Source organism: Xanthomonas sp. NCPPB 2250 (assembly GCF_056725265.1).
The window spans coordinates 772,056-784,751 of the sequence record NZ_CM161520.1; the positions used below are offsets into that span (position 1 = coordinate 772,056).

Consider the following 12,696-nt stretch of genomic DNA (forward strand, 5'->3'; position numbering starts at 1 on the left):
GGCTGACAACACACGTCATTGTCTCGTAGGAGCGGCTTCAGCCGCGACGAGGCGTTACCGGGAACGCCCGTCGCGGCTGAAGCCGCTCCTACGGAATCGGATCGCGCGGCATGGGATCGCGCATTGGATCGGGGCGATCTGCAGCTTGATCCATGTACGACGGCGAATCAGCGGCTCGGCGACGCGCGTCTTCCTGCCGTTGCTGGCGCTGTCCATCGGCTGCGGCTCGCTGTTCTTCAACTCGCTCCAGCGGCTGTCTCGCAGGAATGCGCCGCCGCCTCAGTACAGATCCTGCGGATCCACATCCAGCGACCAGCGCACCCGCCGTGCTTGCGGCAGCGCGTGGATCGCCGGCACCGCCGCGTCCAGCAACGCGTGCAGCGCGCGCCGCGTGTTGGCCGACAGCAGCAACTGGGTGCGCTGGAAACCCGCGCGGCGCGGCATCGGCGCCGGCATCGGGCCGAAGCGCTGCACCTCGTCCTGCGCTGGCAGCAGCGCGCGCACCGCGGCGAGGAAGGCATTGGCGTGTTCGACCTGCTTGGCCTCGGCGCGCAGCAGCGCCAGGTGCGCGAACGGCGGGAAGCCGGCGGCCTCGCGTTGCTCCAGCTCCGCGGCGGCGAAGGCGTGGTAGCCGCCGTGCACCAGGGTCTGCAGCAGCGGATGCGCGGGGTGGTGGGTCTGCAGCCAGACCTCGCCCGGGCGCGCGGCGCGGCCGGCGCGCCCGGCGACCTGGATCAGCTGCTGCGCGAGTTTTTCGCTGGCGCGGAAATCGGCCGAGAACAGGCCTTCGTCGATGCCGACCACCACCACCCGGCTCAATTGCGGCAGGTCGTGGCCCTTGGCCAGGATCTGCGTGCCCACCAGGATGCCGGGCGCAGTGCCGAGCGTGGCCAGTTGCGTCTCCAGCGCATCGCGGCGCTGGGTGGTGCTGCGGTCGATGCGCAGCACCGGCACGTCCGGGAAGGCCTGCACCAGGCGCTCCTCCAGGCGTTCGGTGCCGATGCCCTGCGGCTGCAGGGCCAGGCTGCCGCAGTCCGGGCAGGCCAGCGGCGCCGGCTGGCGCGCGCCGCAGTGGTGGCATTGCAGGCGCCGGCCGCCGGCATGCACGGTCATCGGCGTGGCGTGCAGCGGGGTGCTGCAGCGCTGGCACGGCGCGGTCCAGCCGCAGTCGTGGCACAGCAGCACCGGCGCATAGCCGCGGCGGTTCTTGAACACCAGTACCTGGCCCCCATCGGCCAGTGCCGTGCCGATCCCGGCCAGCACCTCGGGCGACAGCCCGTCCTGCAGCGGACGCTTGCGCACGTCGAGCACGCGCACCGTCGGCGGCCTGGCGTCGCCGGCGCGGCGGGTCAGGCGCAGATGCGTGTAGCGGCCGCTGGCGGCGTTGTGCAGGCTCTCCAGCGAGGGCGTGGCGCTGCCCAGCAGTACCGGCACGTCCAGCGCCTTGCCGCGGACCAGGGCGAAATCGCGGGCGTGGTAGCGGATGCCGTCCTGCTGCTTGTAGCTGCCGTCGTGTTCCTCGTCGACCACGATCAATCCTGCCCGCGGCAGCGGCACGAACACCGCCGAGCGGGTGCCGACCACCACCTGCGCCTCGCCACGCCAGGCGGCGGCCCAGACCCGCGCGCGTTCGTTGTCGTTGAGCCCCGAATGCAGGGCGTGCACCGGCACCCCCAGGCGGGCGCGGAAGCGGGCCAGGGTCTGCGGGGTCAGGCCGATCTCCGGCACCAGCACCAGCGCCTGGCGTCCGCGCGCCAGGCACGCGGCGATCGCCTGCAGGTAGACCTCGGTCTTGCCGCTGCCGGTGACGCCGTCGAGCAGGAACGGGGCGAACCCGGCGGCGGCGACCACCGCGTCGATGGCGGCCTGCTGTTCGGCATTGGGAATCGGCCCTGGCTGTGGCTGCGGCGCCGCGGCGCTGGCCGGCACCGCGATGCGCTCGGCGTGGCCGCGCTTGGCCAGGGCGCGGGCAGCGCTGCGCCAGTCGTCCATCGCCTGGTCCAGCCGGTCCTCGTCCATGGCGCCGTCCGCCAGCAGCGCGGCGAAGCGGTGCGGGCGGGTGCCGGCGCGGGCGCGATGGCTGGCGCCGGTCTCGGTCAGGCGCCAGGCCCAGGCGTGGGTGTCGGGCAGCGGTTCGCCACGGCGCAACTGCACCGGCAGGGCGGTCGCCAGCACCTCGCCCAGCGGCGCATGGCTGTAGCGCGCCAGCCAGCGCAGCGACTCGGCCAGTTCGCCGTGCAGCAGGGGCACCGGGTCCAGCCAGGCCAACGCCGCGCGCAGGCCGTCGGCGCCCTCGACCTGGCCGATCGCCGCCACCACCCCGCTCAGTTCGCGGTTGCCGAACGGCACCTGCACCCGGCGGCCGACGTCGCCGTCGGCGACCGTGTCCCCGGGCGGCGGCAGGTAGTCGAACACCTGCGGCAGCGGCACGGGCAGGGCGACGCGGAGCGTGGCGGCGGGGGAGGGCATCCACCTAGTCTAGGGCGTGTCACCAATCCCCGAGCATGCCGCGTTAGGTCTGGCTGGCGCGCAGCCGGCGCCGCGCGGCTTGACCTGACGGCCAGTTAGGCGCTGCGCCCGCAACGCCGGCTGCGCGCCTGCCAGACCCAACCCGAAGGGCCGCGGTTGCGCACGCCCGTGGCCGCGTCATCGCTCGGGCGTGGACGGACGTCCACTTCCTCGCTCTTCCTTGCCACAGGCACGCGCAATCGCGGCGCGGCATGCTCGGGGATCGGTGACACGCCCTAGCGGCCGCCGCAAGGGGGTTCCGGGTGCCGGGAGTTGCGCGCGATTGCTGCCCGCAAAGTGATAAACCGGTCGTAAATGGCCGCCGCGCTTGGGGAATCGAATTTATCCACATCTCCTGTGGATAAAGCTGTGTATGACGGGCATGCTCCACGCCGTGAAGACGGACTCACAAGCCTCTGCCACGAGTTGGACAAAAAAGCGCCAAACGCATTTATTCTTTTAGAAACAACAATTTGGCCGTGAAACACAGATGCAACATGGTTTCGCGGGGGCTTGACAAGACCTGTCGCAGGCCAATTTCCGGCGCTGTGCACAACCGGCCGTCGCGACGGCCGCGGATGAGCCGATCGGGACGCCGCTGTCAAGCGCGCGGTGTGGCGGCTGCCTCGCTATCATCGCGCCGATGATGGAGTTCCGATGACCGCCACGTCCCCTTCCGACGGCGTGGCCGCACCGCCCGCCCTGGCCGCGTTCCTGCGCGGCATCGAACGCCGCGCCGCGGTCCTGGCCGACTTGCAGAGCGGCCGGCCCGAACGCGGCATGCCGGCCCTGGCGGCGGCGATGCGGGCCTTCCGCAGCCATGCCGCGGCGCTGCCCATGGCCGACTGGCCGCTGCGATTCTGGAAACTGCTCGCTGCGGTGCCCACCCTGCGCCAGGCCGACGCCGCCGACGGTGCCTGGCCGGCGCCGCTGGCGCATCTGCGCAGCCTGCAGCCGGCCGACCGCCTGGCGCTGTTGTTGCGTATCGTCGCCGGGTTGGACGAGCCGCTGGCCGCGCAGGTGCTGCAGCTGACCACCGAGGACTACCAGCAGGCGCTGGCGCGGGCCTGCCCGCGCGACGCCAGCGGGCGTCCGGATGCGGCCGGCTGGCGCGCGCTGGCCGATGCGGCGCAACAGTGTCTGCGCGACCTGCCGCCGGCGCGGCTGCAGGCCCTGGCGCAACTGCGCGATGCGGCGATTGCCGGCAGCACGGCCTCGCCTGCGCCGTCCAAGGCGCCGGCCCCTGCCGCCGCCGCGGCCGCGGTGCGTCCACGCCGCCGCGGCGCGCGCTCGGCCCTGCGCACGCGCCTGGCCGGGGCGGTGATCGCGGTGGTGGTCCTGGCCCTGGTCGGGACGCTGTTCTGGGACCGCCTGCCCTGGCATCGGTCCCGCGCCGTGGCCGCGGCCGGTGGCAGCGACGCGAGCCTGGCGCTGGGCGATACCGGCCCGGTGCAGGTGGAAGTGCTGCCGCCGGAGTCGGACACAGCCAGCGCGCCGCCGCTGCCGGCCGACCCGCCGGCGCCGCTGCCGGAGCCGGCGATCTACGACCTGGATTTCTATGCGTGGTACGCGGCCGGCGCGCCGCCGCCGCGGATCGAGCGCAGTGCTCCCAGCGCGGCCGAATTGGCGGAGGCCGCCGAAGCCCCGCCGACTGCCACCGTTGCCCCGGCCGTCGCGCCCGCGGCGACCACGCCACCGGCGCTGACCCCGGCGCAGCTGCGCGCGCGCCAGGCCGCCTGGGACGCGCTGCCGGCGGCGGCGCAGGTGCGGCTGCGTCAGGTCGCCACGGCCTTCGCCGGCCTGCCGATCGAGCAGCAGCACAGCCTGCATGCGCAGTTCGCCGAGATGGACGCCCTGGAGCGCCACGGCTGGTTGCTCGGCCCGGAGCTGGGCGCCGAGTTCTGGGCGCTGCAGCCGCTGCTGGGCTACGTGCCGGAGGCGCAGCGGCAGGCACTGCTGGGCCTGTTGCGCGGCCTGCCGGCGGACCAGCGCGAGCATCTGGCGCTGCTGTCGCAACGCACCCCGCCGCAGGACCGCGCCGCCTTGCGTCGCGACCTGCTGGCGCAGGGCGCCGACAGCCGCGGCGCCTGGCTGAAGCAGCGCGCCGCACGTTGAGTCGCGCTTCGGGCGCTCTGGCTTTCCGGGTCCCCGGTCCCGGGCCCCGGGTCCCGGCTTTCCTGCAGTGATCCGCCGCAGCGGGTAGAATGCCCGGCCTCCGCCACCCGGTGCCGGCGCTGTCTGCGCGGCCGCAGTCGGCGGGATCGCCAGAGTCTTGCAATGTTTTCGTCTTCCACCCCGGCCTCGGTCCGGGGCCGCGAACTGCGCACCACCGCGCAGCTCGCCCTGCCGCTGGTCCTGGGGCACGTCTCCACCGGCCTGATCAGCTTCGTCGACAACGTGATCGCCGGCCACCACGGCACCCGCACGCTGGCCTCGGTGACGGTCGGCACCGCGCTGCTGTGGCTGCCGATGATGATCCCGATCGGCACCCTGATCGCCCTGACCGCCTCGGTGTCCCAGCTCGACGGCGCCAAGCGCCATGCACAGATCGGCCCGCTGTTCCGCCAGGCGCTGTGGCTGTCGCTGGGCCTGGGCCTGCTGATGTTCGCGTTCCTCAGCGTGATGCCGATGGCGCTGCCGCAACTGGGCATCGCCCCGGAGATCGTGCCCGGCGCGCGCGACTTCCTGCTTGCGATCCGTTGGGGCGTGCCGGCGCTGGTGCTGTACTTCTGCATGCGTTACCTCAGCGAAGGCATGCACTGGACCCTGCCGACCATGCTGCTCGGTTTCGGCGGCCTGCTGTTGCTGGCGCCGCTCGGCTATGCGCTGACCTTCGGTCTGTGGGGCCTGCGCGAGCATGGTGCCGGCGGCCTTGGCATGGCCTCGGCGATCATGATGTGGGCGCAGGCGCTGTGCTTCGCCATCTACCTGGCGCGGTCCAGGCGCTTTGCGCCGTTGCGCCTGTTCGCGCGGTTCGAGGCGCCGGACCTGCGTGCGATCGTCGGGCTGCTCAAGACCGGGTTGCCGATCGGCGTGACCATCCTGATGGAAGGCGGCCTGTTCATCGTCACCGCGCTGCTGATCGCGCGGCTCGGCGAGGTGCCGGCGGCGGCGCACCAGATCGCGATCAACGTGGCGCAGCTGTGCTTCATGGTGCCGATGGGCGTGGCCGAGGCGACCACGGTGCGGGTCGGCCGCGCCGCCGGCGCCGGCGACGCGGTGGGCGTGCGTGGCGCGGCCTGGGCGGGCTACGCGATCGTGCTCGGCACCCAGGCGCTGTCGGCGCTGGTGCTGCTGGTCGGCCACGACGCCATCGTCGGCGTCTACACCAGCGATCTGGCGGTGGCGGCGCTGGCCTCCACGCTGCTGCTGTACGCGGCCACCTTCCAGTTCCCCGACGGCGTGCAGGTGCTGTCGGCCGGCGCGCTGCGCGGCCTCAAGGACACCCGCGTGCCGATGCTGCTGGCCCTGTGCTCCTACTGGGGCCTGGGCATGCCGCTGGGCGCCGGCCTCGGCCTGTGGCTGGGCTGGGGGCCGCAGGGCATGTGGATCGGCCTGATCTTGGGCCTGACCGCGGCGGCGGTGATGATGGGCGCGCGCTTCCGCTGGAGCAGCGCGCGGCTGCTGGCGGCGCCGGCGGCCCCCTGACTTCAGACGCATGTGCGGCGCCTGACGCAGCCGGTATGCTGCGCAGGCGCAAGACGCCTTCCTTTCGGAGCTTTCCATGAACCAACCCGTGCGTCGCAGCCCCGTCGCCAACTTTTTCGTCGGCCTGTGGGATGTGATGAACTTCACCCGCCGGTTGATCTTCAACCTGGTGTTCTTCGGTTTCCTGTTGCTGATCCTGCTGGCGATGGTGTTCGCCATGGCACGCGGCGACGGCGGCAAGGCGCTGCGCGACCGCACCACGCTGCTGATCGCGCCGGAAGGCAAGCTGGTCGAGCAGTTCAGCGCCGACCCGGTCAGCCGCGCGCTGGCCAAGGCGATGAACGACAAGGGCGCGCAGGAGATCCAGTTGCGCGACCTGGTGCGCGCCATCGAGGCGGCCAAGACCGATCCGAAGATCGAGCGCGTGGCGCTGCGCCTGGACAAGCTGCAGCCCAGCGGCTTCGCCTCGATGCGCGAGGTGGAGAAGGCGCTGCAGGACCTGCGCAGCTCCGGCAAGCAGATCGTCGCCTACAGCGACAACCTGAACCAGTGGCAGTACCTGCTGGCTGCGCAGGCCAACGAGGTCTACCTGGACCCGATGGGCTCGATGACCCTGGAAGGCCTGGGCCGCTACCGCCAGTACTTCCGCGAGGGCCTGCAGGACAAGCTCGGCGTGGACGTGCACCTGTTCAAGGTCGGCGAGTACAAGTCCGCCGCCGAACCCTACGTGCTCGACGCGGCCTCGCCGGCGTCCAAGGAAGCCGACCTGTTCTGGATGAACGACGTGTGGCAGCGTTACGTGGCCGACATCGCCAAGGCGCGCAAGCTGGCGCCGGAGCAGATCACCGCCGGCATCGACACCATGCCCGAGGGCGTGGCCGCCGCAGGCGGCGACCTGGCCAAGTTCGCCCTGCAGCAGAAGCTGGTGGACGGCCTGAAGACCCGCGAGGATGTCGAGCAGTTGCTGACCAAGCGCGGCGTGGCCGACGACGATGCCGACACCGGCTACCGCAACGTCGACCTGGACGGCTACCTGCAGCAGCTGGACCTGCGCCGTTCGCCGGTGGACTCGCGTCCGCAGGTGGCGGTGGTGGTTGCCGCGGGCGAGATCAGCGGCGGCGAACAGCCGGCCGGCCGCATCGGCGGCGAGTCGACCGCGGCGCTGCTGCGCCAGGCGCGCGACGACGACGCGGTCAAGGCGGTGGTGCTGCGCGTGGATTCGCCTGGCGGCGAAGTGTTCGCCTCCGAGCAGATCCGCCGCGAGGTGGTGGCGCTGAAGGCTGCCGGCAAGCCGGTGGTGGTGTCGATGGGCGACCTGGCCGCGTCCGGCGGCTACTGGATCAGCATGAACGCCGATCGCATCTACGCCGATCCGTCGACGATCACCGGTTCGATCGGCATCTTCGGCATGATCCCCAACATCACCCGCACCCTGGACAAGATCGGCGTGCACACCGACGGCGTGGGCACCACCCGCTTCGCCGGCGCGTTCGACATGACCCGGCCGATGGATCCGGCGGTGGGCCAGCTGATCCAGTCGGTGATCAACAAGGGCTATGCCGACTTCACCGGCAAGGTCGCGCAGGCGCGCGGCAAGTCGGTCGAGGCCATCGACCAGGTCGCGCGCGGCCGCGTGTGGAGCGGTGCGCAGGCCAAGGAGCGCGGGCTGGTGGACGCGTTCGGCGGCTTCAAGGACGCGGTGGCCGATGCCGCCGCGCGCGCCAAGCTGGGCGGCCCGGACAAGTACCGGGTGCGCTATGTCGAAAAGCCGGCCACGCCGTTCGCGCAGTTCGTCAGCGGGTTCGCCGGCAGCCGCCTGGGCGTGTGGATGCTGAGCGATTCGGCGCTGGGCCATGCCCTGCTGGCGCGCAGCCTGCCGGAGCTGGACACCCAGTTGCGCTTCGTCAAGGACGCGGCCGACACCCGTCCGGGCGCACCGGTGAAGGCGCTGGCCTACTGCTTCTGCGGTCTGTAAGCCGGCCCTGCGCCGGTGGCGGCGCGCCCTCGCGGACGCGTCGCCTGCTTCCTGCAACGCCGGCCCCCATGGCCGGCGTTGTTCATTGCGCGGTGGCGGCGTCGAGCGCGGCGTTCTGCGCGGCCGCGGCGTGGTCGAGCGTGGCCTGGGTCTGCTTGGCGCGATCCAGCGGCTGGGCGATGGCGCTGCGCAATGCGCTGGCCTTCGGCGGTGGCGGCGCATCGGGCGGCTGCGGCGGCTCCGGCTTGCATGCGGCCAGCAATGCGAGCAGCGGCAATGCCAACGTCATCCTGCGCAGTGGTGCGGACATGGCGGCGACCTCCTCGAGGGTGGAGGTATCATCCTACGCCTCCCATGTGAGCAGACAGGCACGCGCATGCAGCACCGTTGGCGGCTGGACGGACAGACCGCGCTGATCACCGGCGCCAGCGCCGGCATCGGCCTGGCGATCGCACGCGAACTGCTCGGGTTCGGCGCCGACCTGCTGCTGGTGGCGCGCGACCTCGACGCGCTGGAAGCGGCGCGCGACGAGTTGCGCGAGGCCTTTCCCGAGCGCGAGATCCTGGCGCTGGCCGCAGACGTCGCCGACGACGAGGACCGCCGCGAGATCCTGGACTGGGTCGAGGACCATGCCGACGGCCTGCACCTGCTGATCAACAACGCCGGCGGCAACGTCAGCAAGGCCGCGGTGGATTACACCGAGGACGAGTGGCGGGGCATCTTCGAGACCAACCTGTTCTCCGCGTTCGAACTGTCGCGCTACGCGCATCCGCTGCTGGCGCAGCACGCGGCTTCGGCGATCGTCAACGTCGGCAGCGTGTCGGGACTGACCCACGTGCGCAGCGGCGCGCCCTACGGCATGACCAAGGCGGCCTTGCACCAGCTCACCCGCAACCTCGCCGCCGAATGGGCCGAGGACGGCATCCGGGTCAATGCGGTGGCGCCGTGGTACATCCGCACCCGCCGCACCTCCGGCCCGTTGTCGGACCCGGACTACTACGAACAGGTGATCGAGCGCACGCCGATGCGCCGCATCGGCGAACCGGAGGAAGTGGCGGCGGCGGTCGGCTTCCTGTGCCTGCCGGCGGCCAGCTACATCACCGGCGAATGCATCGCGGTGGACGGTGGCTTTTTGCGTTACGGGTTCTAGCGGGTCAGTCTTTTGCATGGCGGCTGCGCTGGCGCATGATCGCAGCTGAAAGGTGCAGTGCAGTACGTCCCGGGCGATACGTCGTCGGGACTGAAGTCCCTCCCACAAAAAACCAGGATTGGGGAATCGGGAATGGGGATTGGTAAAAAAGCTGTGCGCATGCACCGCGGCGACCGGTTCCTTTGTCTGCCGGCGGCCAGCGATATCGCCGGCGAATGCAGCGTGGTGGGCGGTGGTTTCTGCGTTACGGGTTCTAGCGGTTCAGCCCTTTGCGTGGCGGCTGCGCGCGCGCAGGGCAGCAGATGAAAGGCGCAGTGCGGTACGTCCCGGGCGATACGGCGTCGGGACTGAAGTCCCTCCCACAAAAAAACGGGATTGGGGAATCGGGAATGGGGATTGGTAAAAAAAGCTGTGCGCATGCACCGCGGTGACCGGTTCCTTTGGATGCCGGCGGGCGGCGACATCACCGGCGAACCCATCGTGGTGGACGGTGGTTTTTCGCTGAGCGTTTTGTTTAGCGCTGCAGGCTGTGGTGCACGCGAGCAACCGCGCGCAGCGGAATGCGTAGGAGCGGCTTCAGCCGCGACCGGGCTTGCTCGGTAACGCCCGGTCGCGGCTGAAGCCGCTCCTGCGAAAACAGGGGTACAGCCACGCGCGCGCGATGGGTCACGGTCTACCGTCGGCGCACAGGATGCGGCTCGGCTGCACAGCCACGTGCGAGCGCGATGGCTCACGGCGCACGGCGATCCGGCGCGCCGCACTCGCTGGCCTCGAGCAGGTGCTGGCGGCGTTCGAACTCCGTGCGCAGTGCATCGGCATGGTCGGGCACGGCGAAGCGCCAGTGTGTTTCGGCCTCGGCTACATAATTCTTCCAGGCATCGCATAGCTGCTCGGCGGGCAGCGGCTGGCACTGGTCGCGCAGCACTTCGCAGGCGCTGCCGCCGGCCTGGTTGGGTCCGCCGTCCAGGTCCGTCGTGGGCAGCGGCACGCACCGCGGCGGCGGTTCGGCGACCTCCCCGATGTAGGACGCCTGCTCGCGGGTGGTGCAGGTGTACAGCGGCGGGGGCGGCAGCGTTGGTGGCGGTGGCGCGGCGGCTGCGTCTGCCGCGGTGGGCGTGTCGGCAGGCGCGGTGGTGGACGCGGCGGTCGTGGCGCTTGCGGGCGGCGGCGATTGCGCGGGCTGGGCGGCGATCGCGGCCGGCAGTGCGGCGCTGCTGACGCCCTGCATGATTTTTTTCTGCTGGCGCATGCCCTTGGGACAGGGCTGGTTCTGGATGGTCAGGTTGTCCTGCGCGTCGGTGCAGCGATAGAACACCACCGGTTCGGCGTGCGCGGCGCCGGCACAGGTCAGCACCACGGCGAGGCAGAGTGCGCGCCGCATCAGCTGCCGCCGCAGTCGCGCGCCAGGCGCGCATCGATACCGCGCTGCTCGGTTTCCATTGCGCGACGCTCGCTCTGCAGCGCACTGTTGTAGCGACGGATCAGCTCCCAGCGGCGATCGCTCAGCCGTGCGCAGACTTCCTGCTCGGGCAGTGCCGTGCAGGTGTCGCGGATCATCGTGCTGCCGGCCGGCATTATCACGCCGGCGCCGGCGGACACCCCTGGCGGCGGCGGACCGGGCGGGCGCGGGCCGCCGGGCGGAGGCGGCCCCGGCGGCCCGGGCGAGCGACCATCGGGGCCGCGCCCGGATGGTCGTGCGTACGGGCCCTCGGCATAGCCATAGGCCCACAGCGGCACCCAGCGCGGATTGCCGGCGTTGTCGTCGCTGGTGTAGCGCGCGCCTTCCGGGGTGACGCACTCGTACATCGGCTGCGCAGGCTGCACGGTGACGATACGGAGCTCGCGCTGCGGCAGCGGCGCCGGCGAGGCCTGCGCGCGTGCCGGATCGGTGCTGATGGTGGTGGTCGGCCGCGGCGGTGGATCGCGCGGACGCTGCATGTCCAGCACCTGCTGCTGGCGTGCGTTCTCGCAGGGAGTGTTCTGCAGGCTGACCGCGCCGGAAGCGGCGATGCAGCGATAGATGCGCACCGATGTATTGCTGCCGTCGCTGCTGACCGTCTGCGTCTGTTGCGCCCAGCCGGCACCGATCCAGGGCGACAGGCTCAGCAGCAGCAATGGGCGGAGAAGGAGGCGCATGCGCGCATCTTGCGCGCCTTGGGCAGCCAGGGAAAGGGCGGCGCGTGCGCGTGATTCAGGACGCGATGGCGTCGCGGCAGTGCTGCCGTGTTGATCTGTCCCTGCGAGGCTTCGCCCGTCCCCTCATCCGCCCCTGCGGGCACCTTCCCCCGAAGAGGGGGCCATGGTCCCGGAGGGAGAAGGGAGGCGCTTAGCCCCTCTCCTACCGGGAGAGGGGTTGGGGTGAGGGTCCGGCGCGAAGCGACTCGGGTAGTTGAGTGCACGAGGCTTCGCCCGACCCTCATCCGCCCCTTTTGGGCACCTTCCCCGAAAAGGGGGCCATGGTCCCGAAGGGAGAAGGGAAGAGCTAGCCCCTCTCCCATCGGGAGAGGGGTTGGGGTGAGGGTACGGTGCGCGAAGCGCTGGCACTGATTCGACGATGTGACGCTTCGCCCGACCCTCATCCGCCCCTTCGGGGCACCTTCACCCGAAGAGGGGGCCATGGTCCCGGAGAGAGAAGGGAAGAGCTAGCCCCTCTCCCGCCGGGAGAGGGGTTGGGGTGAGGGTCCGGTGCGCGAAGCGCCCGCGTGGCTCCATCGCGCCATTGCCGCCAGACGCCGACACGGCGGAAGACAGGCGTGCCGCGCTGAAGGCCAGCGCCTCAAGCGCGAAGGATCTCGCCGCTGGCGGCATCGCGGATCGGGGTGGGCTGGGCCAGGCCGCCGGTCTCGCCGTCGAGCAGGCCGTCGAGGTCGCCCAGCACCAGCGGATCCAGTTCGCTGCGCTGCCGTGCCGGCGGCTCGCCGCCGCGGTTGGCACTGGTCGAGACCAGGGCGCCGCCCCAGGCCCGGCACAGGGCGGCCACCAGCGGATGCGCACTGATCCGCACGGCGATGCCCTGGTGCGCGCCGGTGATCCAGGGCGGCGCGTGCGCGGCGGCGGGCAGGATCCAGGTATGCGGTCCGGGCCAACTGGCCAGCACCGCGGCTAGCCGGTCCGGCGGCAGGGCCGACAGGTCGAGCAACGGGCGCAACGGGTCCAGTTCGGCGGCGACCACGATCAGGCCCTTGTCCACTGGCCGCTGCTTGATTCGCAGCAGGCGGGTCACGGCGGTCTCGTCGTGCGGATCGCAGCCCAGGCCCCACACCGCTTCGGTGGGATAGGCGATCACGCCGCCCTTGCGCAGGACGGCGACGGCATGGCTCAGGGACAGGTCGGTCATGCGCGCATCATGCGGCACGTCCTCGTCTAAGGACAATGAGGGTCGGTTGGGCGGGACTTGGGATTTTCGCAAGTCTCC

General features: G+C 71.4%; 8 protein-coding genes and 1 pseudogene. 4 read left to right on the forward strand and 5 right to left on the reverse strand.

The window, feature by feature from the left end; translation table 11 throughout:
- Window positions 1-279 precede the first annotated feature (279 nt).
- Complete coding sequence (locus tag AC1PMG_RS03280) at window positions 280-2,469, reverse strand: primosomal protein N' (RefSeq protein WP_481110649.1); 2,190 nt, start codon at window positions 2,467-2,469, stop codon at window positions 280-282.
- Window positions 2,470-3,165: 696 nt separating this feature from the next.
- Here AC1PMG_RS03280 and AC1PMG_RS03285 point away from each other — a divergent pair.
- The 3 genes and pseudogenes from AC1PMG_RS03285 to sppA all read left to right on the forward strand — a co-directional run.
- Window positions 3,166-4,128 (forward strand): annotated as a pseudogene (locus tag AC1PMG_RS03285) (hypothetical protein); the annotation flags it as partial.
- 657 nt (window positions 4,129-4,785) lie between these two features.
- A complete protein-coding gene (locus tag AC1PMG_RS03290; RefSeq protein WP_017911990.1) occupies window positions 4,786-6,156 on the forward strand; it encodes an MATE family efflux transporter in 1,371 nt (456 codons plus the stop codon).
- A 76-nt stretch (window positions 6,157-6,232) separates the two neighbouring features.
- On the forward strand, window positions 6,233-8,131 hold the full coding sequence (gene sppA / locus AC1PMG_RS03295; protein WP_481110650.1) for a signal peptide peptidase SppA: 1,899 nt from the start codon (window positions 6,233-6,235) through the stop codon (window positions 8,129-8,131).
- A gap of 82 nt (window positions 8,132-8,213) precedes the next feature.
- Here the strand turns inward: sppA and AC1PMG_RS03300 are convergent, their stop codons facing one another.
- Complete coding sequence (locus AC1PMG_RS03300; protein ID WP_481110651.1) at window positions 8,214-8,441, reverse strand: hypothetical protein; 228 nt, start codon at window positions 8,439-8,441, stop codon at window positions 8,214-8,216.
- A gap of 66 nt (window positions 8,442-8,507) precedes the next feature.
- Here AC1PMG_RS03300 and AC1PMG_RS03305 point away from each other — a divergent pair, with 66 nt between their 5' ends.
- Complete coding sequence (locus tag AC1PMG_RS03305) at window positions 8,508-9,281, forward strand: SDR family oxidoreductase (RefSeq protein WP_017914851.1); 774 nt, start codon at window positions 8,508-8,510, stop codon at window positions 9,279-9,281.
- A 730-nt stretch (window positions 9,282-10,011) separates the two neighbouring features.
- On the opposite strand, the gene AC1PMG_RS03310 is transcribed toward AC1PMG_RS03305, so the two are convergent.
- The 3 genes from AC1PMG_RS03310 to tsaC form a co-directional block, all read right to left on the reverse strand.
- Window positions 10,012-10,662, reverse strand: a complete 651-nt coding sequence (locus AC1PMG_RS03310) for a DUF4124 domain-containing protein (protein WP_481110652.1) — start codon at window positions 10,660-10,662, stop codon at window positions 10,012-10,014.
- Window positions 10,662-11,417, reverse strand: coding sequence for a DUF4124 domain-containing protein (locus AC1PMG_RS03315; protein WP_481110653.1), 756 nt, complete (start codon window positions 11,415-11,417; stop codon window positions 10,662-10,664). The genes AC1PMG_RS03310 and AC1PMG_RS03315 overlap by 1 nt, the downstream gene beginning before the upstream one ends.
- Before the next feature lie 640 nt (window positions 11,418-12,057).
- Entirely contained in the window at window positions 12,058-12,618 is a 561-nt protein-coding gene (tsaC, locus tag AC1PMG_RS03320; protein WP_152238016.1) for an L-threonylcarbamoyladenylate synthase type 1 TsaC, read from the reverse strand.
- Window positions 12,619-12,696 lie beyond the last annotated feature (78 nt).